Source organism: Thiothrix nivea DSM 5205 (genome assembly GCF_000260135.1).
GTDB lineage: Bacteria > Pseudomonadota > Gammaproteobacteria > Thiotrichales > Thiotrichaceae > Thiothrix > Thiothrix nivea.
In genome coordinates, this window is the sequence record NZ_JH651384.1 from 2846844 (window position 1) to 2871192 (window position 24349).

Here is a 24349-nt window from a genome sequence, read left to right on the forward strand (position 1 = left end):
GTTTTTCGGGATGCTTTTTACCACATCTTGCCTCTGACCTGATGAAGAAAGCCGCATCCCGTCTCGATTAACGGGTTATGCACTTATGATACGAATTCGCCAACGTGGGTTCTGCTGTTCCTAGCATGACAACAAAAGTGTTGAACGATCTCGACACACTAAAACCCAGCGATAAAGTTTTGCAGGCATTTGAGCAATATCTTTCGAATTTCTTCAAAAGGAAAACTGTGCTTGATAGCTCATCCGATGCTTTAGGCAAACTAAGGGATACGCTGCTGCCGAAGCTGCTATCCGGCGAACTGCGGATTCCAGACGCGGAAAAACTGGTGGAGGAGATACAGTCATGAAACCCGGAAAAAGAGATGTGAAGGTAAACGTTCTGATTCAGGGAGATGAATTAGACGCATTGCAGGATATTTCCGGCTATTTTACTGAATGTTTCGGCTTGGATGACAGGATTTATAACTACAAAGGTGTCAGACCACTTGGCCTCTACAGTTGGGATTTTGACTGCCTGATCGCAGGTATTGAAGATGCGCTTGAAAGCACAAGCCCGTATTTGAAACTTTCACCTACCGCAGTAAGGGCATTATCCGACTTGCTCATCAGAATCAAAGCCCTGGACGCCGAGGCTTACCCCCAAAAAGCAGGGAGCTGGGAATAATGCCATACCAACCGCCCTTTACCATTACCAACGACATCCTCACCCTCGTGGCGGACATCAGCGAACGGGTGGGGCAGTTGAAACATTGGTACGACAAGGAAATTGATTTACGCCTACGCCGCATCAACCGTATCCGCTCGGTAGCAGGCTCACTGGCGATTGAAGGCAACACGCTTACCGAGGAACAGATTACTGCCCTGCTCGATGGCAAACTGGTTATCGCCCCACCCCGCGAAATTCAGGAAGCCAAAAACGCGCTGGACACCTACGAACAAATGCCAAAGTGGAACCCTCGACAGGAATCCGACCTGTTGGTTGCACACAAAACCATGATGCTGGGGCTGATCGACAGCGCAGGCATGTACCGTAGCGGTGGTGTCGGCGTATTTGCGGGCAAACAGGTTCTACACATGGCTCCGCCCGCCAACCAGCTACACCGCCTGATGGCTGACCTGTTCCAATGGTTGCAAACAACCGATACACATCCCCTCGTTGCCAGTTCCGTATTTCACTTCGAGTTTGAATTCATCCATCCCTTTGCTGATGGTAACGGACGCATGGGGCGCTTATGGCAGACGTTGATCCTGTCCAAATGGCACCCACTGTTTGCCAACCTGCCGGTAGAAAGTCTGGTTCATAAAAATCAGGCAGCTTACTATCAGGCACTTCAGGACAGCACCCACCAAACAGATTGCGCACCTTTCATCAGCTTCATGCTCGGTATGATCCGGGATGCCTTACGCAGTTTTGAAGAAAAAACGCCGGTAGAAACGCAGGTTAAAACGCGGGTTAAAGTTCCGGAGCAGATACTGGAACTCCTCCAGCAACAACCCACCCTCACCTTGGCCGAAGTTGCAGGCAAACTTGGAAAATCCGTCAGTGCAATTGAACGCGCCGCCGCCAAACTGCGCAAGGAAGGCAGGCTAAGACGGGTTGGCCCGATCAAAGGCGGGCATTGGGAGGTTGTCCAGAATTGAAACTGACCTTCATCTCCGACACCCATTCCCTGCACGACCGGATGCCACCCCTCGGTTCCGGTGACGTGCTGGTGCATTGCGGCGATTTCACCGGGCGCGGCGACCTCAACGATACGCAGGACTTCGCCCGCTTCATGGCTGTGCAGGATTTCACCCACAAAATCGTGATTGCCGGAAACCACGACTGGTGTTTTGAGAATGAACTTCGGGATGAAGCGGAAGCTTGCTTACGAGATCACGGCCTCATCTACCTCAACGATTCCGGGGTGGAGATTGATGGCATGAAATTCTGGGGTTCACCCGTCCAGCCGGAATTCTGCGACTGGGCATTCAACCGCAAGCGTGGCGAAGACATCCGCTACCACTGGGACAAAATCCCCAACGGCATCGACGTACTGATTACCCACGGCCCCGCACGCGGCATTCTCGACCGCTGCGAGAATGGCTATCCTGCCGGTTGTGATGACCTGCTGGATGTTGTGCAGCGAATCAAGCCCAGAATTCTGGCCTGCGGACATATCCATGAAGCGTATGGTGTGCTGGAAGTCGATGGCACGATTTTCATCAATGCCTGCATTCTGGACGAACGCTACCGGGTGCGGAATCCGCCGGTTGAGGTGGAACTATAATGTTGATAACTGATGTTACGCAGCAGCCCTGAAAGCCTGTAGCTCGTCAAATGCCGTCCGTATGGCCTTGATGTACAGCTTGGATTTCAAGGCAAAGTGGTTAAGTTTTTTCCTGACCGTCAAACACTCCATCTTGAACACTGCGACAATGGAGGCGAACAGGTGGTTGGCCTGTGTCCTGGCAGTGTGGGCGGGTGATTTGGCAAAGGCGGCATTGGACTTGAGCGATTTATGGAAGACCTCCACTTTCCACCGTTTCTGGTAGGTTGTGGTGATTTTGTCCCACCCAGCGTCCAGCTTGCTACAGGCCAGCGCGGTGGCGTAGCCAAAAGTGACGCTCAAGTAGTCCGTGTAGAGGTCAAGGCGGTTCTGGTTCATCCTCTGAATATAGCCGGGCAGATAGCTCGCTGCGTAACATCAGTTAAGTAGCACCGAACTCATGGGAGCCAACCTCGGTGGAGCAGACCTCAATTTTGCTAACCTCCGTAATACCGTATTAATAGTAGCCGGTGAAGTCGGGTGATACTTCAAGCATACTGCCCAGCACACCACCCCGACGCCCATGCCCACTGGAAGTTGTAGCCCCCTAGCCACCCCGTCACATCCACTGTTTCCCCGATAAAATACAAGCCTTGCACCTTACGGGCTTCCAGGGTTTTGGAGGAAAGTTCGCGCGTATCGACGCCGCCCAGGCTGACTTCCGCCGTGCGCATCCCCTCTGTGCCTGCCGGGGTTAGCTGCCATGCCTGCAACTGTTGGGAAATTGCCTGCAATTGCTTGCCACCATACTGCCCCATCGGGCGGTTGGGGAGTAGGGTTTCGCACAGGCGTTGTGCCAGCCGGTTGGGCAAGGCTTCCGCCAGCAGGGTTTTCAATTCGGTTTTGGGGCGTTGTTGCTGCATGACACTTAGCCATTCCAAAGCATCCCTGTCGGGCAACAGGTTGATTTCCAGGGTTTCGCCTTTGTGCCAGTAGGAAGAAACCTGCAACATGGCAGGGCCGCTCAGCCCCCGGTGGGTGAACAGCATGTATTCGCGGAAGTGGCCTTCCCCACAACTGACGGCAACTTCCGTGCTCACACCCGCCAGCCCGGCAAACAGCCCGTCCAGCACATCCTGGGTAAAAGTAAAGGGAACCAGTGCCGGGGAAAACGGGACGCTTTTCAGCCCGAATTGCCTGGCTAACCGGATGCCGAAGTCTGTCGCACCCATGCGAGGTATCGAAGGGCCGCCAGTGGCGATGACCAGCGCGGTGCAGGCCAATGTACAGCTGCCTGTTTGCAGGTGGAAACTGGCTGCTTCCCGGCGAATGATGGTATCCACTTCCGTATTCAGGCGTAACACCACGCCCGCCTGTGCACATTCTTCCCATAGCATCGCCACAATGGCGGGGGCTTTTTGGTCGCAAAACAATTGCCCCAGGGTTTTTTCATGCCAGCTCAAACCATGTTTGCGCATTAGGTTGAGAAAATCTTGTGGTGCATAACGCGCCAGTGCTGATTTGCAGAAGTGCGGGTTGTGGGATAGGTAGGCTGCCGGGTTGGTATTCAGGTTGGTGAAATTGCAGCGCCCACCGCCAGAAATGAGGATTTTTTTGCCAATCTTGTCGGCCTTGTCGAGCAGTAATACCCGCCGCCCGCGTTTGCCGGTTTCTGCAGCGCACATCAGCCCAGCGGCTCCCGCGCCAATGATGATGACATCGTAATGTTCCATGGTTTGCATGGGTGAATCATAAGCTGGCATCCGCCAAGAAAAAAGCCCGCACGCGGCGGGCTTTGGGTGAATCCTTTAGTCGACGTTAGTTTACCAGTGAATGGTGACAGTGCGCTTTCCCCAGCGCAGGGCTTTGCGTCGGTCTTTCCCCATATAAATATCAATCTTTTTACGCCAGCGTGGATGCATTTTATCCAGCACGACGTATTCTCCTTCAAGTCCCTTGATTTTTACTTTGCTTCCACGAGAAAGGCCATACTGCTTGAGCAGGTCTTTGGAAACGGCAATGGCTTTCATCCCTGGGTTTAATTTATCACCCCATGCGGCGATGTTTGGAGTGCTGTCAGTTTGCCTGGAGAGTGAGTTATAGGCTGTAGCGGTTACCTTAAGGCTGTTGTTTGGCCGCTCCTTTCCAGCGAAGGCGGCTCCGGCCAAACCGATGGACAGAAGCGCTACTGTTAGAAGACGTGTTACAGTTAACATAAATATAACCTAAATTTTTGATCTTAAATAAAAAAATGATTTAAGACTAAAGGATTGCTCTGGATATTAGCATATTCAAATATGCTAATGGAACAGTTTTAAGGTAACAAACCCGATAAGCGGCTGTGGTTGAATGGCTGAATTGACACATACTCTATGGCCACTGCGGACAAAATCACTACACATTGGGTTCATGCTTGCGGATTCTTGTCCGGTATTTTCCTGTTCCGATTACTTTGTGCGACACTGGCCAGTCTTGATTGTATCCAAATTGCCACACAATGTGGTCGCGCAGTGTATAGGAATGAATCTCCTGTGTCATTTGTTTATTGATAAAAGATTTCTTTGCTGGCGAGAATTAATAATTGCCTCAAGAAATCTTTTTGTAAAAGAATCAATTGTGATGATTCATGTGGTGCATCGATGAGAAGTATTGTTTTTTATGGTTAAATTTAAGTGTTATTTATGAGTAATGCCATTATTCTTGCGACACTCAACGCCCGCTATGCCCATGCATCGCTTGGTTTGCGCTACCTCTATGCCAACCTGGGGGAATGGCGCGAGCGGGCCAAATTGATGGAATTTACCATCGCCATGCGCCCCCTGGAGATCGCCGAACAATTACTGGCAGAGCAGCCGCGCATCATCGGCCTGGGGGTTTACATCTGGAATATCACTGAAACCACAGCGCTGGTGACATTGCTGAAAACCCTTGTTCCAGATGTGGTTATTGTCCTGGGTGGCCCGGAAGTCAGCCACGAAACGGGGCAGCAACCGATCGTAAAACTGGCGGATTATGTGATCACCGGCCCCGGGGAAAGCAGTTTCCGGCACTTGTGTGGCCAGCTGCTTAATGGCCAGCAGCCCTTGGCAAACGTGATCGCGGGGGAGCAGGTTCCCCTGCCGCAACTGGTGTTGCCTTATACCACCTATACAAATGAAGACCTGACGACCCGCTCGATCTATGTGGAAGCTTCGCGTGGTTGCCCATTTAAATGCGAGTTTTGCCTGTCGGCGCTCGACAAGACAGCCTGGCCGTTTGATCTGGAACGCTTTCTGGCGGAAATGGATCTGCTGTGGCAGCGTGGCTTGCGGCAGTTCCGCTTTGTTGACCGCACGTTCAACCTGAAAGTGCAGACTACGGTGGCCATCCTGGATTTTTTCCTGCAACGGCTGGATGCGGATACCTTCCTGCATTTTGAGCTGGTTCCGGATCATCTGCCCGACATGCTTAAAGAACGCATTAGCCGTTTTCCCGCCGGTTCCCTGCAATTTGAAATCGGTATCCAGACCTTTGACCCACAGGTGCAGGCGCTGATCAGCCGCAAGCAGGATAACGCCAAATCTGCGGAAAACATCCGCTGGTTGCGCCAGTGTTCTACGGCACATTTGCATACCGACCTGATTTTCGGTTTGCCGGGGGAAGATTTGTCGGGGTTTGCCGCCGGGTTTGACCAACTGGTGAGGCTGGGGCCGCACGAGATCCAGGTTGGTATCCTCAAACGCTTGCGTGGCGCGCCGATTATCCGTCACATAGAGCCGTTTGGCATGGTGTTTAACCCGTTACCGCCCTACAACATCTTGCGTACCGACCGGGTGGGTTTTGAAACCATGCAGCGCATGAACCGCTTTGCCCGCCACTGGGACATGATCGGCAACTCGGGGCGTTTTGCGCATACTTTACCGTTGTTGCTGGGGGATGCGCCATTCGAGCGTTTCTGGCGGCTGTCGGAATGGATACACGAACAGGCGCAGCAAACCCATAAAATCGCCCTGCCGCGCCTGTTCGTGCTGGTGCATGGGGCAGGGTTGGAAGCATTGGGGCTGAATAAGCAAGTGCTGGAGGAGCGGCTGCTGAAAGATTATGCGCTGACTGGGCAGAAGGGGCAGATTCCCTTTCTGACAGAATCGCGGCGCAATCCTGTCATGTTAAAAACAGGTGGCAAAAGCGGCAACCAGCGGCAGTTACGGTTTCTGGAGGAGGGCTAAAGAATCCCCAGTTTATTTGCTGCACACTTCCTTGGCAAACGTTGGGTAATCAACGGTCTTGTCGCTTTCACAGGCAATCTTGCAGCGCCGCCCAAAAGCATCGGCCATGAAACCGGGGTGTTCCCCAACCGCCGCGACCCCGCGCATCAGGTAACCGGCGAAGCTGGCCTGGGGATCCTGGCAGGTGGGGTCAGTGTCGCGGTAATCACGGCAGGCGCTCAGGGCTTCGTCATACAGCCAGCGGCAGTTTTCTTCGCCAAGGAAGCTTTTGGCGACGTTTTCCAGTTGGATGGTCAGCTGGTCGCCTTGCAGGGTGGCAACTTTATGCTTGCCTGCCTGAAACCCCAAATCCAGCAACAGGCGGTCGCCATCGACATTCAGCTTGAGGTCGTCCGGGTACGCGGTGAAATCATCTTCGCTACGGATTTCCGGGCCTTTACTTTTGTCCAGCAGCAGGAAGTAAAACTGGTTTTGCGGGCAAGCAGTGCCGCCGCAGTTGGAGCCGAATAGTACAATGTCACGCTGGTTTTGTTTGATGTACTGGTGCAGGGAAAGGTAAAAGGCTTCCTGCTGGAAAACGGGTTTACCATCCAAACTCAAGGTGTCGGGCGGCATTTCAGGTTCGCTGCGGGCGAGTTCCAGTTTGCCGAAACGGGTCTGGAGGGCGTTTTCCTCAACGGGAACTTCCTGGATATAGGTTTCCAGCACTGCGATCCTGGCGGTTGATGTTGGTTCGGCAGACGGTTTTTGTTCGCAGCCGGACAGCGCCAGCAACATCAGGCAGCAAGCTGCGGAACCGGTTTGCATCCAGTGTTTCATGGTGATGTTCAAGCCTGTTGGTGGGGTCGGGGTCGTTGGATTTTCCATGATCTTAATGGATAGCCGTCAACTCGGCAATTCCCTGTTTCCAGAGGGCCAGCATCCGCTCGCCGACCTCGCTGAACGCGGGGTGTTGTTGCTGGTATGCCTGCAATTCCGGCAAGGTGGCTTCCAACCCGTGTGCCACCCAGCCCAGCAGGTGCTTGCCACGGCGTTCGCTGATATTGCAGAACTGGCGGGCGAAAGCCAGCAGCGCCTTGCGTTCCGGGAATGCCTTGCTGCCGCCGAACAGCAGCGCCAGCGTGTCGTTGGGGATGTAGGGCGTGGTGGAAACGATGTCGAATGCGGGTGCAAAGCGTATTTCGTCTTCCGGGTCGTCATAGAGCACGCCGAAATTTTTCAGGTGGGCGTCGCCGTTGCGTACTGTGCAGGTCAGCGCCAGCGACAGGAAGAATTGTTCCAGCGCTTCATGTACGCGGTGGGGGGAAACGAACTGGCGGATGCGTTCGGCAATATCCTGATAACTGCCGACATATTTGTCATCGGTAGCCAGGCCGTTGAGGACACAGAAATCCTCGAAACCCAGGTAGCCGCCTTTGGCATCCAGATCGAAACGCTTGACGATTAGCAACCTGCCTTGGGCGGCCAGTTCCACTTCGGGCGTTTCCAGCCCGGCGCGGCGGGCGGCCTGCATACAGAAATATTCGTTGGCGGCCAGCTGAGGGAAGCGTTCCGGGTTCCATGCCTTGACGATGTGGGTGGCGTCGCGGTAACTGAACTGTTCCGGCTGGGCGGCGCTGGCCACGGTATCAGCGTCACGTACCAGTACTTTGGGCTGTACGCCGGAAATGCCGGAATAGCGCGCGTAACGTTGCAGCAGCTCGGCAAACAGGTCTTCGCTGCCGGTGTAGGCGCGCAGTTCCCGCATATCCTGCATTGGCATGGCATCCAGGGTGCTGCCCGCCGGGGCGATGCGGATGCGCCCGATTTGCGAGTGGCCGATAATGCCCAGCAAGGCCAGGTCATCGAAATGCTGTACGGTTTTCTGGAAACGGTTGCGCAGCAGCTCGCGCAGTTCGCCTTCCGGCAGGTTCATCTGGAAAATGGGGTGTACGCCTTGCTGGAATCCGTACTGGTCGGGCATCACCGGCATGGTCAGGGATACTGCCTGTTGCGGGCTGGCGTCCGGCAAATAGCCGAATATATAGGCATGGGAACGCACCACGCTGCGCCCGAGTACGCCGCTGTATTCGCCGTGTACGTAAATGTCGAGGCTGCCTTCGTTGGGTGATGGTGATTTGTTCATTTGCGGCGACCTGTTTTACGGTGTTCGGCTTCATCGACCAAAGTGTGCAGGGTCGGGCGGCGCGGTGTCAGGGGTTGGGCATTCAGTTCCAGCCCTAGCACTGAGCACAAAGCCATGACCTTGCGGATACCGATTTCCGGGATGGTGCCATTTTCAATACCGGAGAGGGTAGCGCGGCTGATACCGGCCAGTTCGCACAGGTCAGTCTGGTTTAATTCGCGTTGTTTGCGCGCATGGCGCAGGGTTTTCCCTAATGATTGCATATCCATGTCTTGTATATAATGCAAAATGACTATTTCACTTCAAGATGTATTGTATATGACTCATATTGAAAGTGCTGTATACCCTATCGCCAGCTTTTCCTTTCTGTTAAATTGTTAAGTGGTTAGTTCAGTTGAGGAAAATAAAACTATGTCTGCATTTGAAGTAGCGGATTATATGCGCGTTCGTCTCAAATCCTTGAAAATGACGACGACGGAAGCGGCCAGACGCTCGGGGATTTCCCGCCAAACCTGGCACAAACTGTTGCGCGCTGATATCAGTGAAGCCCGCCTGTCCACCTTGGTCAAGGTGGCGGAAACGCTGGAGGCTCACCCTCTCAGCATGTTACGCATTTATTTCAATGAGAGCCTGGATAAAAAGACCGGCAGATCCTCGAAACAAGCCAAAGGCGACAACAAGTTTGCCTACGGTTTCGTGGGGGATGTGACCTGCCCGGATAATAGCGTTGTCCAGACTGCCCTGGAATTTGAGAAAATCTGGGAAGTGGCCAACCTGGGTAGCGAGCCGTGGATTGGCTGGCAACTGCAATGTATGGATGAACCACAACAGGCTGCACTGACGCCGTTGAGCAAGAGTATTCCCATTCCTGACACCCAGCCGGGGGAACATGCGCGTTTGGGCGTGCATTTCCGTGCACCGGATGTTGCCTGTCATGCGATTTCACACTGGAAGTGCGTCAATGCCAATGGCGAAGTCGTATTCCCCAGATTGAGCGGGCTGTATTGCATGGTCAAGGTAGTGGATGAGTGATATTAGTGAGTCCATGCTATGGGGATTTCAACCTCATGGACTTTATTGTGGAACTGCATCAGGCCGCGACGCTGGATGAGGCGTTTGCGGCTTACGAAAAACTGGTGCAATCGCTAGGGTTTGATGGGGCGTTAGGTGATTTACCTCAAAGACATTACCCAAAAACAGGGCGAATCAGAATGTCCCATTTTGGTAAAGCAGCATTTCTTTCCAGCCTCGCCTCAACAGCCTCCATAGCTTTTTTGCTGAGGGTCACACCCTTCTCATAAACCTTGTGGCTGAATTCGACCATGGGGTTGATGCCTTTCCAGGTCATGGTTTTTGCCCATTCCAGCAGGGTTTCGGCATCCTTGAGCTGGGTGCCGTTCCAGTGTTGTTCCAGAATCCCCCAGCAGCGTTCAATCGGGTTGTACTTGCTGTGGTAAGGCGGGTAGTACAGCAGGTGGACTGTCTTACCGGTATGGTTGGCGAATTCCACCATGCGCTTGAGGAATTGCGTCCTGATCCCGCTGCTTTCCGGGCCATTGTCCGCTTTGATCTGGATGCACTGGCAGGCGTCCTTGTCAGCAGAAGGCATCTGTTCCCATACCCGGCACAGGGAATCCACGATGAAGTCACTGGTTTTGCTGGAACTGCCGAAGGTCAGGTAAACCTGCCCACTGTCCTCATCCAGTACGCCAAAAGGGATGTATTTCTCTTTGCAGCCCATCTCATGGTCAGCGGCTTTATTGTCACCCCGTGTTTTCCCGCCCCGTGAGTAGTCACCGATGTTGACGGTCGCCTTGCAGTCCATGCTCAGGCGTTTGACCGCCCCATCGGCAAACTGCCCATCGTTGGCCTGGATATTGGCGAAGATGGCGTCGGTTTCTGGAATTTTTTTTGCGGCTTGGCTTTCTCCACCTTGCGCAGGCGGTAGCCATTCCGGTTGAGTATCCGCGCCATGGTGCTGGGGGCGGGCACTTGTCCACCGCTGAAACCCATGGCCTGTAACTGCCGGATGGCTTCCGCCGCCGTCAGGCGGGTGTAGGCGATGCTGCTGCGGAATGTCGGGTCTTGCTGGCTATGTGCTTCCGCCAGCGCCAGCAAGGCGGCTGCCGCTTCCGGCTGGGTTTCCTCCCAGCGCTTCTGGCCACAATACGCCGCCTGCGCACCCACGCAAACCATGCCGCTGCGCTGTTCCTCCAAACCCAACTGCACCCCCTCCCGACCCCAGCCAAAACACCTTTCAGTCTGGCGGGCGTTGCCTGCACAATATTTCCGGCTCATGTCCGCCTGGAACGCACGGCGGGTGCTGCCAGACATTTTCGAGGCCGCCAGTTTCAGGTCGGCTATCTGGGATTCACTCAGGATCGGGTTAGCTGTTTGGGGTTCGGGGGGCATGGGGATAGGGACTCCGCTTGTCGATAAGACAAGTGTAGCCATTGCGGGGGAATCTTTCAGGGAAATCCCCTTATATACATTCGTCCCGCAAATCTATCTGGAAAACAAGCTGTCGATTACACCGCTGTTCAAAACCTCGGATGCTTATTCCCCCGCTTTTCTCAGGCATTACCAGGATGCAGGGTTTGATCAGCATGACTTTACCGTCAAAAGGATTGCCCAAGGAGAAAGGCAGGTTCTTGACTGGTGGCTGGAAAGCCGCAAGGGTTTGTTAACCCGGCGGGAGCGCAAGGTCATCGTCACTGCTAGGGAAGATTACGGCATCCGTAATGGTTTGAGCCTTCCGCTGGTGGGTGGGATGCCGGGGTTGGGTGGTGTGAGCTGCATCAGCAGTGAAAAAGGTGATGCTTATCAATTATTGCTGCATGACAAGCTGAGAGACTTAAAACACTGTACCCAAGTGTTCCATGAGCATGTCATGGCTCAACCTCACCTGAGGATCTATTTCCTTGCTCCCTTGCTGGCGCAACTTAACCCCAAGGAAAAACGGTTGCTCCAGTTTGTGCTGTCGGGCTTGCCGATGAAAACCCTGCCGAAGCATATGGATGATGTTTCGCAGAAATACGGGGAAAAGCTGTTGGATGGCATCCGCATCAAATTCGGTGGCATCAACAAGATTCGCCTGATTTATTACATTGCTATGCTGCACCTGCACGATTACCTGTAGGCATTTTCCCCTCACTCCCCATGTTTCTCCCCGCGCGGCTCCCCGCAACTGTTGCCCATACTGCCCTCACCGATTAACGGAAAGGGAGTTATTGCACATGTTGGATATGACCATGGCTTCATGCCTGCCATCCCCCCTGCAACTGGCACGTTCCGGGTCGGAGGTGGCGCGTACTTGCCACTTCAGGCGCAACGAGTACCGCAAAATCTACCCGAAAGTGCAGGTGGCGGAACATGACCCGTTCAACAACCATGCCTATGTCCTGTATACCTCCGATGCCGACGGCAATATCAGCAGCACTGGCAGCCTGGTGATGGATAGCGCCATCGGTTTGCCGGAAGACGGCCTATTTCCCGCAGTGGTGGATGATTATCGCCGCAGCGGCAAACGGCTGATGGAAATCGGGCGCTTTGTGATTCGCGGCAACCTCAATCTGGTGAAACATTATTACAAGGCGGCGCACGCCATCGCTGTCAGGCAGGGTATCGACAGCTTGCTGATGGTGATCCGGCAGAAAGATGTGCTGTTCCATCAGAAACGGCTGGGGGCGGAACTACTGGCCGAGGATGTGGGCGAGGATTTTGGCAGTGGGCAGCCGTTTGCCTGCATGGCTTGGGATGTGCGCAAAACGACGCCGGCCTTCCTACGTTGGGTGGCTTCTTTATAGTAATGCCCCGGTGGCGGGGTTATCTGGAGTGAAATCATGACGATTCTGTACAAAATTTCTGATTGGGATAGTTATGCCGAGTCCCATTTGTCGGTGCTGCCTTCCGTGCAACTGGAAGTGTATCGGACGGTGGCGCGTTATATGCGCGGCAAGGTAGCTGATTTTGGTTGTGGTACGGCGCGCATTACACCGTTTCTGGCGGGCAGGGAAGGTGTATCAGGCTATGTGGGGGTGGATTATGCGCAGGATATGGTCGCAAAAGCCGACTGGTTACTGGAGCAGCTTGGCGCGAAGGATTTCAGCGTCCTGTATGCCAAAATCGAGGAAGTGAGCGGGTATGTGTTTGATTCCGCGCTTTCCATCAACAGTTATTACACCTGGCCTGACCCCTTGGTGGTTTTGTCCCATATCAGTAGCCTGTTAAAACCGGGCGCGCCGTTCATCCTGGTGACGCCCAACCAGACACTGGATATGCGCAAGCTGGCGCAGGAAGCGGACAAGGAATTGCTGGGGCATCCGCATTACCCGGCGTTCCGGCAGAAGAACCTGGAGCTGGCGGGCAATGAAAAAGCCGTGTTTGTGGGCATGGATACGCTGGTGCGACAATTGCAGGCCAGCGGTTTCCGGTTGGTATCCTGCCACCAGGACTTTTATCTGGGTGGGCTAAACTTTATCCATGCTGAAAAAGCCTGAGGGCTTGCCGGTTGCTGATGCGGCGTTCCGCCATGCTGATGATGTAGGCGAGACGTTCTTCGCTGTGTGGGCTGGTAGTGTAAGCGACACCAGCCCATTCCGATACCACGGGGAATTTGGCGACTACCCACTGGGTAAGTTTGTTAAGCTTGTCGGGGTTTTTCAAGTGGATGCCTTTCAACAGGTTCTGGCCAGTTTTTTTGTCCACGCTATCGACATACAGGCCGTCGGCGGTGTCTCCCCGGAATAGGGGAATCCTGTTGGCGCTTTTCCGGTATTTACCTGCCAACGTTGCGTATCCGCTTGCTGTCAGGTGTTTGAGGATGCAAACCAGTTGTTCCTGGCAGTCCAGCAGGCACAAGGGGTTGGCACTGGTTACGGGAAGGCTGGCGGTAGGGGGGGTATGGCCACCATCCAGACGGAAGCTCAGGTGCAAGTCATTTCCGGCAGGGCCGGGCAAACGGATAATGACGTTGACTTCCTCATGGAGTTGTTGGTCGAGATCAATCTTGTAAAGCATGAGTGATCACCTTTTGTTGTATAGGAATAGTGGTAATTGTTAAGCATAGATGACTTTTGAAGGAATCACTCAGGCTGGGGGGGCTTGGGGCAAGTCCTCCCCAGTTCTAGGGATAATTTTTTAAGCATATTGAGAATTATGTTTTACAAACAATGGGTTAAAGGGGAAAAAAGGTGGAAATTTCCACCTGTTGCCATCCGGCCGAATAGACGAAACTGAAGGTTCTCCACGTTAAGTCATTGAGGGGTGACAACCATGTCTGCGATTGAACTAGCCAAATATGTACAGGCCAGAATGGAAATGCTGGATCTGAACGTAACCAATGCCGCGCGCAAGTCCGGCATTTCTCGCCAAACCTGGCACAAACTGATGCGTGCCGACATCAAGGAAGCCAAGCTTTCGACCCTGATGGGGGTTTCCAGGACTTTGAAGACTACGGTTCCGCACCTGGTGGAAGTGTATTTCCAGCCGGGGGGGGCTGCCAGCCTGTTTGCCCGCCATGATCAGCAGGCTCCACAAGGCTCGCGGCCTGGTCTGTAAACCATCATCTTTACCGGCCAATGCCCCCTGATGGGGGCATTGTTGTTTTCGTATACCTTCCCTGCTTGCCTGCCACTTATCCAAAATAAGCTGGATTCGCCCATAAAGCACTTGACTGCCCGATTGAAATGGGAAAAAATTCCCATCTATGGATAACACACTACGTACAGCCTTTTACCGCATCGTCAAGGCGTTGATGCGGATCCTTTACCGCAAGGGGGTCGCCTTGGGCGATTTCACCCAGCTGGTGAAGCAGGCTTACGTGGATGTGGTGGAACAGGAGCTGGCGCGAAGTGGTGAGCGCGTCACCACTTCGCGTATTGCCGCCATTACCGGGCTGACCCGCAAGGATGTGGCGCAGTTGCGTGAGCGCGAGGCGCAAGAAACCAGCCAGCGTTACAACCGTGGTGTGCGGGTGTTGACCGGTTGGTTGCATGATACCGAGTTTGTCGATGTCACCAGCGGGCAACCGGCTATCCTGCCATTTCGTGGTGAGCAAGGCAGTTTTGAGCGGCTGGTGCAACGCTACAGCGGGGACATGTCCGCTTTCGCCATGCTGGATGAAATGAAACGCATCCAGGTGGCGCGTGAAACACCGGACGGAAGTGTTGAGTTGCTCAGTCAGGTCTATATCCCGCAGGGCGACGAAGGCGAGAAAGCTGCCCTGTTGGGGATGGATGTGCCGCTGTTGATCACCACCATCGACCACAACCTGACCACCCGTGACCCGCTGGAACTGCGTTACCAGCGCAAGGTCAGCTACGACAACCTGCCGCAAGAGGCATTGCCGGAATTCAGGGCGTTTGTGCGGCAGGATGCCCAGCAGTTATTGCTGCGTTTCAATGACTGGCTGTATCGCCATGACCGCGACCACACGCCGGGCGTGCAGGGAACAGGGCAGATACAGGCAGGTGTGGGCATTTTCTACTTTGAGCAACCTGCCGAACCGAAGGAGCCGGAACAATGAAGATCAAGCTCGCCACCGCAACCCTGCTGTGCAGCTTGCTGCTAGGTAGTTGCGTGGAAAGCGCCCTGACTGTGGCGGAAGGTGGCATGAGCGGCACGGGCATTTCCACCGGGCGGATTACCGGGTTTGGCAGCATTTACGTCAATGGCATCCACTACGATGTCAGCCAGGCGGTGTTTTACCGCGATGGGAAAACGGCCAGTGGGCAAGATGCTTTCAATGTCGGCGAGGTCGTGACCATCAGCGGTGACGTAGCGGCCAACGGTGTGGATGGCAAGGCTATCCAGGTGACATTTGACAGCCTGCTGGTCGGTGAAGTGACGGTTCCCGCCACTGATGGCCAGAGCTTGACCGTGATGGGGCAGGCGGTACAAACCGATGACCTGAGCATTTTGCATGGCATCGAGCAGCTTGCTGATTTGCAGGTGGGCGATGTGGTGGAAATTTCCGGCGTCCGCGACGCTGATGGTGTGATTACGGCGGCCAGCATCACCCTGCTGCCAGGGCGCAAGCCGCAGGATGGCCTTGGCTTGAAGCTGGAAGGCCGGATTAGTGGTTTGTTGACGGAGCAAGCTTCCTTCCAGTTGGGCAACCTGTTTGTCGATTATTCCCTCGCCCAGCTGGAAGGCTTTTTACCCGGTCAAACCTTGGCGGAAGGGCAGTATGTAGAGGTCGAAACCCGCCAGCCCTTGCAGGGAATGTTGCTGGTTGCTGTACGGATAAGCCTGAAACGCCAGCAGCCTGATTACCCGGCGGCTACGCGCTTGCGTCTGGAGGGGCTGGTAACGGCGCTGGATGCGACGGATCGTTTCACCCTCAATGGTCAGCCGGTGGTGACGGGTACGGCCACGCAGTTCATTGACATGAATGCAACGGATTTGGCGCTGAACATGGCGTTGGAAGTGGAAGGCACTATCAATCAGGTGGGCGAATTGCTAGCCAGCCGGGTGATGGCGCGCCATGTCCACGATGACGGGCGGGTGGTCAGGCTGGAAGGCGCGATTGTGGCGCTCCAGCCCACACAGCAAACCCTGACCCTGGCGGATGGCGTTTTGCAGGTGGATAACGCCAGCATGTTGCTGTTCGGGCGTGATGCCGACCGTCGCCAAACAACGGGGTCATTCGCCGCCTTGCAAGTGGGTGATTACGTGCGGGTGGAGGCTATCCCCCAAAACGATGGCAGCCTGCGGGTGCTGCGGCTGGAATGGGGCAATTCGCCCCAGCCTGCCGACGCATTTCCCGCAGGTATCGCGCCGCCCGTGCGTGGGGATGAGGAGGCCCCTCACTAAATGCCGCTGGCCGGTTGCAGCCAGTCAGCAGGCATAAAAAAACCCGGTGTTGCAGCACCGGGTCAGAGATGCTTACCCGTGTTGGGTAAGGCTTTTGGAAACTATGGAGAAACAACCATGAAAACGATCACTTTATCCATCTTGACTGCTGGCTTGCTGTCAACTTCCGCCATTGCATTCGCTCACCAAGGCGGCATGGGCGCGGAATATGACACCGACGGTGACGGTACTGTTACCGCAGCGGAAATCCTCGCAGTCAAAACAGCCGATTTCAATGCCGCAGATGCTGATGCCAGCCAATCCCTGTCCTTGGCGGAATTCATCAATCTGGAAAACACTGTCCAGACCCGCCGGATTGCGGCTGCGTTTGCCAGCGTGGACGTCGACTCTGACAGCAATATCACCTTGGCTGAATTCTCCGCCAGTGCGCCAGCTAATGCAGCGAGCTATCTGGGCAATGCCTTTATCTTGGCCGACAAAAATGGTGATTCCGGAATCAGTTTAACAGAATTCACCGAATTGCAAAGCAAGGGCAGCAACAGCGGCATCTGGGAATTTGCACGTATGGATACCAGTGCTGACCAGGCGCTGTCGCTGGATGAGTTCACCGCTGTACCCACCGCGCCGGTAGGTTCTGCCGGTGGCGATCGTGGCGGTAAGGGTGGCAAACGCTAAGCTTACGCTGACAAGGGTTGCGGCTTGTGCTGCAACCCTTGGCGCTGATTGGCCTCCATGCCTTTCACTGTAACTATTCCTATTTGCGCACGCCTTCCACTGCCAGGATCATTTCCACTTCCTGTGAAGCCGGGCCGAGATCTTTCTTGATGTCGAAATCCTTCAGCGCAAACTTGGTGCTGCCTTCAAAGCCACGGCGGAAGCCGCCCCATGGGTCGTCGCCCGCGCCAATCTGTTTGACATCAAGGGTAATGGGCTTGGTGACGCCGTGTAGGGTCAGGTCTCCTTCCAGCTTGCCCGCGCCATCCGCGCCCGGTATGAATTTGGTGCTGACGAATTTGGCTTCCGGGAATTTTTCCACATCGAGAAAATCCTCGCTGCGCAAGTGCTTGTCGCGTTCGGCATGGTTGGAATTGATGCTGGTGGTATCGATGGCGACTTCTGCCTTGGCCTCTTCCGGCTTGGCTTCGTCGTAACTGAAGTTGCCGCTGAACTTGTCGAAGCGCCCGTACAGCCAGCTATAGCCCAGGTGCTGGATGCGGAACTGGACGAAAGCGTGCATCCCTTCGGTGTCGATGGCGTAGTCTTCTGCGTAAACGCTATTGCCAGTCAGCAGGCCAGTGGCCAGCAGTGAAGTGGCGAGTAGTTTTTTCATACAATGCTCCTTGAGGGTTAGCCCCTGCCCAACATGCGGGTCAGGGTGTTGTCTTTCCAGTAAAAATGGTGGATGAAAGCAGCCAGCGCGTGCACGCTGACCAATAAGATGAATAATGTGGCGGCTATTTCGTGGATTTCACCGGCCAGTTCGCCGCGTTGCTTGCTTTCGGGCAACAACGCAGGCAGTTCAAACAGGCCGAACACATTGATGCCGTGGCCTTTGGCGGTCGAAATCAGATAGCCACTGACCAGCAGGATAAACAGCAGGCCGTACAGCGCCATATGCCCCAGCTTGCCCGCCAGATGGGTGAATGCGGGCGCATTTCCGCTGGTGGCTGGGCGAGGCTGGGAATACATCCATGCCAACCGCAGCAGTAGCAGCCCGCCGAGCATGACCCCCGTTGCCTTGTGCAACGCGGGCAGCTTGTGGTACAGGCTGTCGTAATATTCCAGATCGACCATGTAATCGCCAGCGAAATACATCCCGATCAGGGCAGCCGCCATTACCCAGTGCAGCAGGATGGAAACCCAGCCGTAGGTTTGCGTAGTGTTCTTGATTTGCATAATCTTTCTCCCTGGGAGCTACGGTAAATCAAACAGCAGAAGTTCAGCCTTGGAACCGGTGGTGAAAGCCAGTTCGTTTTCCTCGATGATTTCCGCTGCATCCCCGGCCTGTAATGTCGTTCCATTCAGTATCAGCGCTCCCTTGGCGACATGCACATAAACCGCGCGTCCCACCGGTTTTATGAACTGCACGCTCTCGCCTGCTTGCAAAATGCTGGCGTACAGGCTGGCGTCGGTATTCATGCTCAGCGAGCCATTGCGCCCATCCTGTGAAGCCAGCAGTTGCAGCTTGCCGCGCCGTTGTTCCAGCGGGAATAATTCCTGTGCGTAGCCGGGCTGGATGCCGGTGAACTTAGGTTTGATCCAGATTTGCAGCAAATGCACATTTTCATCCGCCGAGTGGTTGAATTCGGAATGCAAAATGCCGCGCCCGGCACTCATGCGTTGCACTTCGCCGGGGTGGATGGCGCTGCCATTACCGAGGCTATCCTGGTGCGACAACGCGCCTTCCATGACGTAGGTGATGATTTCCATATCGCGGTGACCATGCATTGGGAAGCCACCCTTGGCTGCAATCCAGTCCTCATTGATGACGCGCAGGGTGGAAAAACCCATGCGCTGTGGGTCATGATAATCGCCAAACGAGAAGCTATGGCGGCTGTCCAGCCATTCATTCCTGAACTTGCCGCGTGAGTCAGCGCTAATGATGTTCATGTGCCTGTTCCTTGCTGCAATGTTTACTTGAGTAAAATATTAAGGTTTAATCTTGTTTTGATAAAGATACTAAAATTGAATTAACTCTAAACCAGGAGTTTAGAATGAGCCGTTTGGAGTATATGGAAAATTTTGTGGCGGTTGTCGATAGCGGCAGCATCACTGCTGCAGCCGATAAACTGGAATTGACCATTGCCGCCGTCAGCAAACGCCTGAAAATCCTCGAAACCGATCTTGGCGTGCGGTTGCTGACCCGCAATACCCGCCAGCTAGCCCTGACTGAAGCCGGGCAGTATTACTACCAGCACTGCCGTGAAATCCTCGAAGAGGTGAGTCGGGTCGATCAGCACCTGCTGGCGATGCAGGGCACGCTCAGTGGTTCACTGCGTATCAATATGCCGATGACTTACGGTAAGGTGCGTCTGTCGAAACTGTTGATCCGCTTCCTGCAACAATACCCGGACATCCATCTGGCTACCCATCTGGATGATGCTTATACCGATGCAGCCAGCGGCGACTACGATGTGGTTATCCGCATTGGTGTGCTGGATGATTCCCGCCTGATTGCCCGCAAGCTGGAAAATGCGCGCCTGCTGCCGGTGGCTGCGCCTGTTTATCTGGAGCGTAATGGCATTCCGCAAACCCCGGCGAATCTTGGCAAGCACCAGTGCCTGCATTACACCAACGCCAGCCTGCGCGAAGGTTGGACTTTCCATGATCAGGAGGGCAGGGCGCATAACGTGCAGGTCAGCGGCCCGTTGTGCGCCAACAACGGTGAGGTACTGAAACAGGCGGCAGTGGCGGGGCTGGGGATTGCGCTGCTGCCCGATTTCGAGCTGGCGAATGAGCTGAAAAGCGGCGAACTGGTACAAATCCTGAATGATTATTCCGCGCAAACGATCAGCGTGTACGCGGTTTACCCCTCGCGCCAGTTCCTGCCGGAAAAGACGCGGGCGTTGGTGGAATTCCTGATTCAGGAGGTGCAAAAACCGTAGGGGCGTATGGCATACGCCCTTTGGGGGTTCCCTTGGGAATTTCAGGTTGGTTGCCGTTTCTGCCAGAAGTAATAACCCACCAGCACCAGTGCCACGAATGCCAGTGTCCCCAGCACGATCAGCATCTTGTTTTCAGCGATGACTTCCTGGCTGCCGCCGATGAAATAGCCAAACAGCGCCAGCACGATTGACCACAGGCCAGCCCCAACTGTGGTGTAAAACGCGAAGGAGGCAAAATTCATCCGCACCAGTCCGGCAGGCAAGGAAATCAGGTGGCGGATACCGGGAATCAAACGCCCGGTGAAGGTGGAAATCGCCCCATGTTTGGTGAAAAACGCATCTGTTTTATGCAGCAATGGCGGGCGCACGAAGAAATACTTGCCGTACTTTTCCAGAAACGGACGGCCTACCCACATGGCGAACACGTAGTTGACAGTTGCGCCGAGCAGGCTGCCAAAAGTGGAGGCCAGAATGACGCCGGTCAGGCTCAGTTTCCCCTGGTAGGCTAACATGCCAGCCGGAATCACCACCAATTCACTCGGCACCGGAAAAACGGTGGACTCCAGCGCCATCGCGATGAAAATCCCCAGATACCCCCAAGCCTCAACTGTAGCCAACACCCAGTTGATGAAATCATGCAACATGCAACATCCTTTCCTTACAAATGATCGGAAGCGTAATCCGCCAGCCGCGAACGTTCCCCGCGTTGCAGCGTAACATGTCCGCCATGCGGCCAGCCCTTGAAACGGTCGACCACATAAGTAAGCCCTGAGGAGGTTTCCGTCAAGTATGGCGTATCAATCTGGGCAATATTGCCAAGGCACACGACCTTGGTGCCTGGCCCTGCGCGGGTGATCAGGGTTTTCATCTGTTTCGGCGTCAGGTTTTGCGCTTCATCGATAATGATGTAGCGGTTGAGGAAGGTACGCCCGCGCATGAAGTTGAGTGATTTGACCTTGATCTTGCTCATCAGGAATTCGTCGGTGGCGGTGCGGCCCCACTTGCCGCCGTTGGCCGGTTGGGTCAGCACTTCCAGGTTATCCATCAGTGCACCCATCCACGGGGTCATTTTTTCTTCTTCCGTGCCGGGCAGGAAGCCGATGTCTTCGCCGACCGGGACGGTGACGCGGGTCATGATGATTTCCTTGTACAGCTGCTCATCCAGCAGTTGCGCCAGACCTGCCGCCAGCGTCAACAGGGTCTTGCCTGTACCGGCAGCACCCAGCAGGGTCACGATGTCGATTTCCGGATCCATCAGCAGGTTGAGGGCAAAATTCTGTTCGCGGTTACGCGCGGTAATGCCCCACACCGCATGGCGCGTCTCGGTAAAGTCACGGATGGTTTCGATCACGGCATGATCGGGGGATTTTTCACGCACAATGGCTTCAAATGGGGAATCGCCCGGCATGGCCAGGAAATGCCCCGGCAGCCAGTCGTCCGTCATCGGCCCGACCAGTTTGTAGAAGGTATGCCCCTGTTCCTGCCAGGATTTCATTTCTTTGGAATGCCCGTCCCAAAAGTCGGCAGGCAGTTCGTGGAAACCGGTTGGCAACAGGTCAGCATCATCCAGCACCTGATCGTTGAAATAATCTTCCGCTTTCAGGCCGACAATGGTCGCCTTGATGCGCAGGTTGATGTCCTTGGATACCAGGATGACATCGCGCTCCGGGAATTTGCTTTGCAAACTGAGGGCGACGCTGAGGATGGAGTTGTCCGGTGAATCGCCCGGCAGGTTGGTGGGCAGTTGCCCGTTCAGCGTTTCGGTCTGGAACAGCAGTTTGCCGGTTGGCCCCTTGCCATTGTTCAGGCGCAGGAAGTCGGTCGCAATCTCTACCCCTGCGCGGATCGAGTCTTCGCCCGCCGCCGAAATCAGGTCGTCCAGAAAGCGGCTGACCTGGCGCACGTTGCGTGCCACTTCCGAGACGCCTTTCTTGCCACGGTCGAGTTCTTCCAGCACCACCATCGGCAGGAATATGTCATGTTCCTGGAAGCGGAACAGGGCGGTGGGGTCGTGCATCAGCACATTGGTGTCGAGGACAAACAGGCGTTTTTCGTGGGTGTGGGGGGCGTGTACTGGACTCATGTGCTTCCTGGTTATTTTTAGGTATCAGGACAAGGATTGCGCAGCGGCCAGTACGGCTTCGGCGTGACCCTTGACGGTAACTTTTCTCCATTCATGGCGCAGGATACCCTGTTTGTCAATCAGGAAAGTGCTGCGCTCAATGCCGCGTACCTGTTTGCCATACATGTTTTTCAGCTTGATGACATCGAACAGGTTGCAGATGGCCTCGTCCTTGTCTGACAGCAACTCGAACGGGAAAGACTGCTTGGCCTTGAAGTTTTCATGGGATTTCAGGCTGTCACGGGAAATGCCGAATATTGCGGTATCCGCTGCCTGAAACTGCGCATAAGCATCACGAAAATCCTGTCCCTCAGTCGTGCAGCCGGGCGTGCTGTCCTTGGGATAAAAATAGAGGACTACATTGGCCTTGTCCTTAAAATCAGACAGGCGGAAAGTCTGGCCGGAAGTGGCGGCCATTTCAAAGTCGGCGACGGATTGTCCTATGATTGGGGTAGTCATGCGTTTCTCCTTTGGCAGCACGATAAATGAGCGGTAGTAAACTCGCCCGGTGTAATGCTTGTGTTTCATTACCTGCGCCAGTAGTATGCTGTCAAATTGTTTTTTGGAGGAACGCATGTTTCGCGGCAGTATGGTGGCCCTCATTACCCCGATGACAGCCAACGGGGACATCGATGAGGCAGCATTGGAAGCCCTGGTGGCTTTTCATCTTGAAAATGGCACTGACGCCATTGTGGCGGTCGGTACAACTGGCGAGTCGGCAACCCTGGATTATCAGGAGCATCGTCATGTCGTGAAACGTGTGGTTGATCTGGTGGCGGGCAAGATTCCGGTGATTGCCGGTACTGGCTCCAACAGCACCGCCGAAGCGATCGAAATGACGGAATACGCGATGCAGGATGGCGCTGACGCCTGCCTGCTGGTGACGCCCTATTACAACAAGCCGACTCAGGAAGGTTTGTACCAGCATTACAAAACGATTGCTGAGCGGGTGGCGATTCCCCAGATCCTGTACAACGTGCCGGGGCGCACTGCCTGTGACCTGTTGCCGGAAACGGTTGAGCGTCTTGCGCCGATTTCCAATATCGTCGGCATCAAGGAAGCGACTGGCAATCTGGAACGGGCGGCAGACATCCTGCAACGCTGCGGCGACCGCATGGATCTGTACAGTGGCGATGATGCAACCGCGATGGATCTGATCCTGATGGGTGGCAAGGGCAATATTTCGGTGACTGCCAACGTTGTTCCCAAAGCCATACATGAACTGTGCGCTGCTGCGCTGGCAGGCGACCGTGAAACGGCTGCCCGCATCAATGCGCCGCTGGAAGACCTGCACAAAAACCTGTTCCTTGAACCCAACCCCGTGCCGGTGAAGTGGGCCTTGGCGCAGATGGGTTTTGGCGATGAACGTGGCATTCGTTTACCGCTTGTCCCTTGTTCCGATGCCATCAAGCCACAGATACTGGCGGCCATGCGTAAAGCGGGTATTGAGTGTTAGTTTCTAAACGGAATTTGCCATGAACCCCATGACTCTTCTTCTTTCTTCACGCCGTGCTTTGGTCATTGGCTCTGTCTTGGTATTGTCGGCCTGTTCCGGGCTGAGTATTGATGACGTTGGCGAAAGGGTTGATTACAAAAACAATAAAAGCATCAATTCGCTGGAAGTGCCCCCAGATCTGAATGCGCCAGATTATGATGCCACTTACGCCGCGATTCCTGGTGGGGCTATCAGCGCCAGCGCTTTGATGCAAGGGCAGGCAAAAAGTGGTGTCCGTGAAGTTCTGCCAACCAATGCTGCCATCCAGTTGATGCGCGAAGGCAATGTCCGCTGGTTACAGGTTGCAGCACCTGCGGAAGCTGTCTGGCCGAAATTGCATGAGTTCTGGCAAACCATGGGTGTGGCGGTCAAGCGCGATGAGCCGCGTATTGGTGTCATGGAAACCGACTGGGCAGAGAACCGGGCGGAGCTTCCGTTGGATGGTATCCGCAAGGCACTCGGCAAGGCATTTGCAAATTTATATGATGCTGGCAGCCGCGACCGCTTCAAAATCCGTCTGGAACGCCCATCAGCGCAAGTCACCAATGTTTTCCTCAGCCATGAGCGGGCGGAAGAAAATGTCAGTGGTACGGGTGTGAAATGGGAATATGTGCCTGCCAAGCCTGAGCTGGAAGCTGAAATGCTCAATCGTCTGATGGCATTCCTGCAAGGTGGCAGCCCAGCCCAGAGTGCCACGGCTCCGGTTGCTGAAGTGCGGCAGGTTTCGGTTCAG

Annotated in this window: 29 protein-coding genes and 2 pseudogenes (1 of these 31 running past the window's edge); 17 read left to right on the forward strand and 14 right to left on the reverse strand. The window is 54.7% G+C overall.

The window, feature by feature from the left end; genetic code table 11:
• Positions 1–125: 125 nt before the first annotated feature.
• The 4 genes from THINI_RS14235 to THINI_RS14250 are packed head-to-tail and all read left to right on the forward strand — an operon-like array spanning position 126 to position 2270.
• Positions 126–347: a restriction endonuclease subunit S domain-containing protein gene (locus tag THINI_RS14235; protein WP_050988058.1), complete on the forward strand. Its 222-nt coding sequence runs from the start codon at positions 126–128 to the stop codon at positions 345–347.
• Complete coding sequence (locus tag THINI_RS14240) at positions 344–664, forward strand: hypothetical protein (RefSeq protein ID WP_002709272.1); 321 nt, start codon at positions 344–346, stop codon at positions 662–664. Before THINI_RS14235 ends, THINI_RS14240 begins: the two co-directional genes overlap by 4 nt.
• The gene (locus THINI_RS14245; RefSeq protein ID WP_002709273.1) at positions 664–1641 is read left to right on the forward strand and encodes a Fic family protein; all 978 of its coding nucleotides are present in this window, start codon (positions 664–666) and stop codon (positions 1639–1641) included. Before THINI_RS14240 ends, THINI_RS14245 begins: the two co-directional genes overlap by 1 nt.
• Positions 1638–2270 (forward strand): metallophosphatase domain-containing protein, encoded by a 633-nt coding sequence (locus THINI_RS14250; RefSeq protein WP_002709274.1) that lies wholly within the window; start codon positions 1638–1640, stop codon positions 2268–2270. The genes THINI_RS14245 and THINI_RS14250 overlap by 4 nt, the downstream gene beginning before the upstream one ends.
• Positions 2271–2285: 15 nt before the next feature.
• Here THINI_RS14250 and THINI_RS14255 read toward each other — a convergent pair.
• A pseudogene (locus tag THINI_RS14255) lies at positions 2286–2582 on the reverse strand (IS701 family transposase); the annotation flags it as partial.
• Positions 2583–2709: 127 nt separating this feature from the next.
• Here THINI_RS14255 and THINI_RS27340 point away from each other — a divergent pair.
• Positions 2710–2793 (forward strand): pentapeptide repeat-containing protein, encoded by an 84-nt coding sequence (locus tag THINI_RS27340; RefSeq protein WP_081485848.1) that lies wholly within the window; start codon positions 2710–2712, stop codon positions 2791–2793.
• A gap of 4 nt (positions 2794–2797) precedes the next feature.
• Here the strand turns inward: THINI_RS27340 and THINI_RS14260 are convergent, their stop codons facing one another.
• Both THINI_RS14260 and THINI_RS14265 read right to left on the reverse strand, forming a co-directional pair.
• Positions 2798–3991 (reverse strand): BaiN/RdsA family NAD(P)/FAD-dependent oxidoreductase, encoded by a 1194-nt coding sequence (locus tag THINI_RS14260; RefSeq protein WP_002709275.1) that lies wholly within the window; start codon positions 3989–3991, stop codon positions 2798–2800.
• Positions 3992–4072: 81 nt separating this feature from the next.
• On the reverse strand, positions 4073–4465 hold the full coding sequence (locus THINI_RS14265) for a 3D domain-containing protein (RefSeq protein ID WP_002709276.1): 393 nt from the start codon (positions 4463–4465) through the stop codon (positions 4073–4075).
• A 465-nt stretch (positions 4466–4930) separates the two neighbouring features.
• Between THINI_RS14265 and THINI_RS14270 the strand changes: the two genes are divergently transcribed.
• The gene (locus THINI_RS14270) at positions 4931–6454 is read left to right on the forward strand and encodes a B12-binding domain-containing radical SAM protein (RefSeq protein ID WP_002709277.1); all 1524 of its coding nucleotides are present in this window, start codon (positions 4931–4933) and stop codon (positions 6452–6454) included.
• Between the two features lie 12 nt (positions 6455–6466).
• On the opposite strand, the gene THINI_RS14275 is transcribed toward THINI_RS14270, so the two are convergent.
• From THINI_RS14275 to THINI_RS14285, 3 genes are read right to left on the reverse strand one after another with little or no spacing between them, the layout of a single operon-like run.
• Entirely contained in the window at positions 6467–7273 is an 807-nt protein-coding gene (locus THINI_RS14275) for a hypothetical protein (protein ID WP_154724418.1), read from the reverse strand.
• Between the two features lie 52 nt (positions 7274–7325).
• The gene (locus THINI_RS14280; protein WP_002709279.1) at positions 7326–8579 is read right to left on the reverse strand and encodes a type II toxin-antitoxin system HipA family toxin; all 1254 of its coding nucleotides are present in this window, start codon (positions 8577–8579) and stop codon (positions 7326–7328) included.
• A complete protein-coding gene (locus THINI_RS14285; protein ID WP_040840781.1) occupies positions 8576–8842 on the reverse strand; it encodes a helix-turn-helix domain-containing protein in 267 nt (88 codons plus the stop codon). Before THINI_RS14285 ends, THINI_RS14280 begins: the two co-directional genes overlap by 4 nt.
• A gap of 148 nt (positions 8843–8990) precedes the next feature.
• On the opposite strand from THINI_RS14285, the gene THINI_RS14290 reads away from it, so the two are divergent.
• Positions 8991–9611 (forward strand): NBR1-Ig-like domain-containing protein, encoded by a 621-nt coding sequence (locus THINI_RS14290; protein ID WP_002709281.1) that lies wholly within the window; start codon positions 8991–8993, stop codon positions 9609–9611.
• Positions 9612–9765: 154 nt separating this feature from the next.
• Here THINI_RS14290 and THINI_RS27345 read toward each other — a convergent pair.
• Positions 9766–11033 (reverse strand): annotated as a pseudogene (locus tag THINI_RS27345) (ISAzo13 family transposase).
• Here THINI_RS27345 and THINI_RS14305 point away from each other — a divergent pair.
• The 3 genes from THINI_RS14305 (at position 10990) to THINI_RS14315 (ending at position 13078) form a co-directional block, all read left to right on the forward strand.
• Entirely contained in the window at positions 10990–11718 is a 729-nt protein-coding gene (locus THINI_RS14305) for an autoinducer binding domain-containing protein (RefSeq protein ID WP_040839473.1), read from the forward strand. The pseudogene THINI_RS27345 and the gene THINI_RS14305 overlap by 44 nt on opposite strands.
• A gap of 97 nt (positions 11719–11815) precedes the next feature.
• On the forward strand, positions 11816–12385 hold the full coding sequence (locus tag THINI_RS14310; RefSeq protein ID WP_002709282.1) for an N-acyl amino acid synthase FeeM domain-containing protein: 570 nt from the start codon (positions 11816–11818) through the stop codon (positions 12383–12385).
• A 36-nt stretch (positions 12386–12421) separates the two neighbouring features.
• Positions 12422–13078, forward strand: coding sequence for a class I SAM-dependent methyltransferase (locus tag THINI_RS14315; protein ID WP_002709283.1), 657 nt, complete (start codon positions 12422–12424; stop codon positions 13076–13078).
• Here THINI_RS14315 and THINI_RS14320 read toward each other — a convergent pair.
• On the reverse strand, positions 13056–13598 hold the full coding sequence (locus THINI_RS14320; RefSeq protein WP_002709284.1) for a hypothetical protein: 543 nt from the start codon (positions 13596–13598) through the stop codon (positions 13056–13058). The two genes, THINI_RS14315 and THINI_RS14320, sit on opposite strands and share 23 nt — an antisense overlap.
• Before the next feature lie 255 nt (positions 13599–13853).
• On the opposite strand from THINI_RS14320, the gene THINI_RS14325 reads away from it, so the two are divergent.
• From THINI_RS14325 to THINI_RS23545, 4 genes are all read left to right on the forward strand, one after another.
• A complete protein-coding gene (locus THINI_RS14325; RefSeq protein ID WP_002709285.1) occupies positions 13854–14138 on the forward strand; it encodes a hypothetical protein in 285 nt (94 codons plus the stop codon).
• A gap of 148 nt (positions 14139–14286) precedes the next feature.
• Positions 14287–15105: a DUF6502 family protein gene (locus THINI_RS14330; RefSeq protein ID WP_002709286.1), complete on the forward strand. Its 819-nt coding sequence runs from the start codon at positions 14287–14289 to the stop codon at positions 15103–15105.
• Positions 15102–16394 carry a DUF5666 domain-containing protein gene (locus tag THINI_RS14335; protein ID WP_002709287.1) on the forward strand — a complete coding sequence of 431 codons (1293 nt, stop codon included), beginning with the start codon at positions 15102–15104 and terminating at the stop codon, positions 16392–16394. The genes THINI_RS14330 and THINI_RS14335 overlap by 4 nt, the downstream gene beginning before the upstream one ends.
• A gap of 117 nt (positions 16395–16511) precedes the next feature.
• Positions 16512–17069, forward strand: coding sequence for an EF-hand domain-containing protein (locus THINI_RS23545; RefSeq protein WP_002709288.1), 558 nt, complete (start codon positions 16512–16514; stop codon positions 17067–17069).
• Positions 17070–17148: 79 nt separating this feature from the next.
• On the opposite strand, the gene THINI_RS14345 is transcribed toward THINI_RS23545, so the two are convergent.
• Genes THINI_RS14345 through THINI_RS14355 form a run of 3 tightly spaced genes read right to left on the reverse strand, consistent with a single transcriptional unit; the run spans position 17149 to position 19004 of the window.
• On the reverse strand, positions 17149–17724 hold the full coding sequence (locus THINI_RS14345) for a YceI family protein (protein ID WP_002709289.1): 576 nt from the start codon (positions 17722–17724) through the stop codon (positions 17149–17151).
• A 17-nt stretch (positions 17725–17741) separates the two neighbouring features.
• The gene (locus THINI_RS14350; protein WP_002709290.1) at positions 17742–18290 is read right to left on the reverse strand and encodes a cytochrome b; all 549 of its coding nucleotides are present in this window, start codon (positions 18288–18290) and stop codon (positions 17742–17744) included.
• Positions 18291–18308: 18 nt separating this feature from the next.
• Positions 18309–19004 carry a pirin family protein gene (locus THINI_RS14355; RefSeq protein WP_002709291.1) on the reverse strand — a complete coding sequence of 232 codons (696 nt, stop codon included), beginning with the start codon at positions 19002–19004 and terminating at the stop codon, positions 18309–18311.
• A gap of 104 nt (positions 19005–19108) precedes the next feature.
• Here THINI_RS14355 and THINI_RS14360 point away from each other — a divergent pair, with 104 nt between their 5' ends.
• Positions 19109–19999 carry a LysR family transcriptional regulator gene (locus THINI_RS14360; protein WP_002709292.1) on the forward strand — a complete coding sequence of 297 codons (891 nt, stop codon included), beginning with the start codon at positions 19109–19111 and terminating at the stop codon, positions 19997–19999.
• A 41-nt stretch (positions 20000–20040) separates the two neighbouring features.
• Here the strand turns inward: THINI_RS14360 and THINI_RS14365 are convergent, their stop codons facing one another.
• From THINI_RS14365 to THINI_RS14375, 3 genes are read right to left on the reverse strand one after another with little or no spacing between them, the layout of a single operon-like run.
• The gene (locus THINI_RS14365) at positions 20041–20643 is read right to left on the reverse strand and encodes a DedA family protein (RefSeq protein ID WP_002709293.1); all 603 of its coding nucleotides are present in this window, start codon (positions 20641–20643) and stop codon (positions 20041–20043) included.
• A gap of 14 nt (positions 20644–20657) precedes the next feature.
• Positions 20658–22082: a PhoH family protein gene (locus THINI_RS14370; protein ID WP_002709294.1), complete on the reverse strand. Its 1425-nt coding sequence runs from the start codon at positions 22080–22082 to the stop codon at positions 20658–20660.
• Positions 22083–22106: 24 nt separating this feature from the next.
• Positions 22107–22580, reverse strand: a complete 474-nt coding sequence (locus THINI_RS14375) for a peroxiredoxin (RefSeq protein ID WP_002709295.1) — start codon at positions 22578–22580, stop codon at positions 22107–22109.
• Between the two features lie 115 nt (positions 22581–22695).
• On the opposite strand from THINI_RS14375, the gene dapA reads away from it, so the two are divergent.
• Both dapA and bamC read left to right on the forward strand, forming a co-directional pair.
• Complete coding sequence (gene dapA / locus THINI_RS14380; RefSeq protein WP_002709296.1) at positions 22696–23577, forward strand: 4-hydroxy-tetrahydrodipicolinate synthase; 882 nt, start codon at positions 22696–22698, stop codon at positions 23575–23577.
• Between the two features lie 19 nt (positions 23578–23596).
• A protein-coding gene (gene bamC / locus THINI_RS14385) for an outer membrane protein assembly factor BamC (protein WP_002709297.1) crosses the window boundary here: on the forward strand, positions 23597–24349 show its 5' portion. It continues 366 nt past the right edge of the window; only the first 753 of its 1119 coding nucleotides appear in the window; its start codon is at positions 23597–23599; its stop codon lies beyond the right edge, outside the window.

What these genes read in the sequence shown, in the direction of transcription:
- dapA (WP_002709296.1), top strand. Translation starts at nt 22,696, where the DNA reads ATGTTTCGCGGCAGTATGGTGGCCCTCATTACCCCGATGACAGCCAAC.
- THINI_RS14360 (WP_002709292.1), top strand. Translation starts at nt 19,109, where the DNA reads ATGAGCCGTTTGGAGTATATGGAAAATTTTGTGGCGGTTGTCGATAGC.
- THINI_RS14325 (WP_002709285.1), top strand. Translation starts at nt 13,854, where the DNA reads ATGTCTGCGATTGAACTAGCCAAATATGTACAGGCCAGAATGGAAATG.
- THINI_RS27340 (WP_081485848.1), top strand. Translation starts at nt 2,710, where the DNA reads ATGGGAGCCAACCTCGGTGGAGCAGACCTCAATTTTGCTAACCTCCGT.
- THINI_RS14335 (WP_002709287.1), top strand. Translation starts at nt 15,102, where the DNA reads ATGAAGATCAAGCTCGCCACCGCAACCCTGCTGTGCAGCTTGCTGCTA.
- THINI_RS14330 (WP_002709286.1), top strand. Translation starts at nt 14,287, where the DNA reads ATGGATAACACACTACGTACAGCCTTTTACCGCATCGTCAAGGCGTTG.
- THINI_RS14370 (WP_002709294.1), bottom strand. Translation starts at nt 22,082, where the DNA reads ATGAGTCCAGTACACGCCCCCCACACCCACGAAAAACGCCTGTTTGTC.
- THINI_RS14285 (WP_040840781.1), bottom strand. Translation starts at nt 8,842, where the DNA reads ATGCAATCATTAGGGAAAACCCTGCGCCATGCGCGCAAACAACGCGAA.
- THINI_RS23545 (WP_002709288.1), top strand. Translation starts at nt 16,512, where the DNA reads ATGAAAACGATCACTTTATCCATCTTGACTGCTGGCTTGCTGTCAACT.
- THINI_RS14305 (WP_040839473.1), top strand. Translation starts at nt 10,990, where the DNA reads ATGGGGATAGGGACTCCGCTTGTCGATAAGACAAGTGTAGCCATTGCG.
- THINI_RS14365 (WP_002709293.1), bottom strand. Translation starts at nt 20,643, where the DNA reads ATGTTGCATGATTTCATCAACTGGGTGTTGGCTACAGTTGAGGCTTGG.
- THINI_RS14260 (WP_002709275.1), bottom strand. Translation starts at nt 3,991, where the DNA reads ATGCAAACCATGGAACATTACGATGTCATCATCATTGGCGCGGGAGCC.
- THINI_RS14310 (WP_002709282.1), top strand. Translation starts at nt 11,816, where the DNA reads ATGTTGGATATGACCATGGCTTCATGCCTGCCATCCCCCCTGCAACTG.
- THINI_RS14245 (WP_002709273.1), top strand. Translation starts at nt 664, where the DNA reads ATGCCATACCAACCGCCCTTTACCATTACCAACGACATCCTCACCCTC.
- THINI_RS14355 (WP_002709291.1), bottom strand. Translation starts at nt 19,004, where the DNA reads ATGAACATCATTAGCGCTGACTCACGCGGCAAGTTCAGGAATGAATGG.
- THINI_RS14235 (WP_050988058.1), top strand. Translation starts at nt 126, where the DNA reads ATGACAACAAAAGTGTTGAACGATCTCGACACACTAAAACCCAGCGAT.
- THINI_RS14290 (WP_002709281.1), top strand. Translation starts at nt 8,991, where the DNA reads ATGTCTGCATTTGAAGTAGCGGATTATATGCGCGTTCGTCTCAAATCC.
- THINI_RS14315 (WP_002709283.1), top strand. Translation starts at nt 12,422, where the DNA reads ATGACGATTCTGTACAAAATTTCTGATTGGGATAGTTATGCCGAGTCC.
- THINI_RS14270 (WP_002709277.1), top strand. Translation starts at nt 4,931, where the DNA reads ATGAGTAATGCCATTATTCTTGCGACACTCAACGCCCGCTATGCCCAT.
- THINI_RS14265 (WP_002709276.1), bottom strand. Translation starts at nt 4,465, where the DNA reads ATGTTAACTGTAACACGTCTTCTAACAGTAGCGCTTCTGTCCATCGGT.
- THINI_RS14240 (WP_002709272.1), top strand. Translation starts at nt 344, where the DNA reads ATGAAACCCGGAAAAAGAGATGTGAAGGTAAACGTTCTGATTCAGGGA.
- THINI_RS14375 (WP_002709295.1), bottom strand. Translation starts at nt 22,580, where the DNA reads ATGACTACCCCAATCATAGGACAATCCGTCGCCGACTTTGAAATGGCC.
- THINI_RS14275 (WP_154724418.1), bottom strand. Translation starts at nt 7,273, where the DNA reads ATGAAACACTGGATGCAAACCGGTTCCGCAGCTTGCTGCCTGATGTTG.
- THINI_RS14320 (WP_002709284.1), bottom strand. Translation starts at nt 13,598, where the DNA reads ATGCTTTACAAGATTGATCTCGACCAACAACTCCATGAGGAAGTCAAC.
- THINI_RS14280 (WP_002709279.1), bottom strand. Translation starts at nt 8,579, where the DNA reads ATGAACAAATCACCATCACCCAACGAAGGCAGCCTCGACATTTACGTA.
- THINI_RS14345 (WP_002709289.1), bottom strand. Translation starts at nt 17,724, where the DNA reads ATGAAAAAACTACTCGCCACTTCACTGCTGGCCACTGGCCTGCTGACT.
- THINI_RS14350 (WP_002709290.1), bottom strand. Translation starts at nt 18,290, where the DNA reads ATGCAAATCAAGAACACTACGCAAACCTACGGCTGGGTTTCCATCCTG.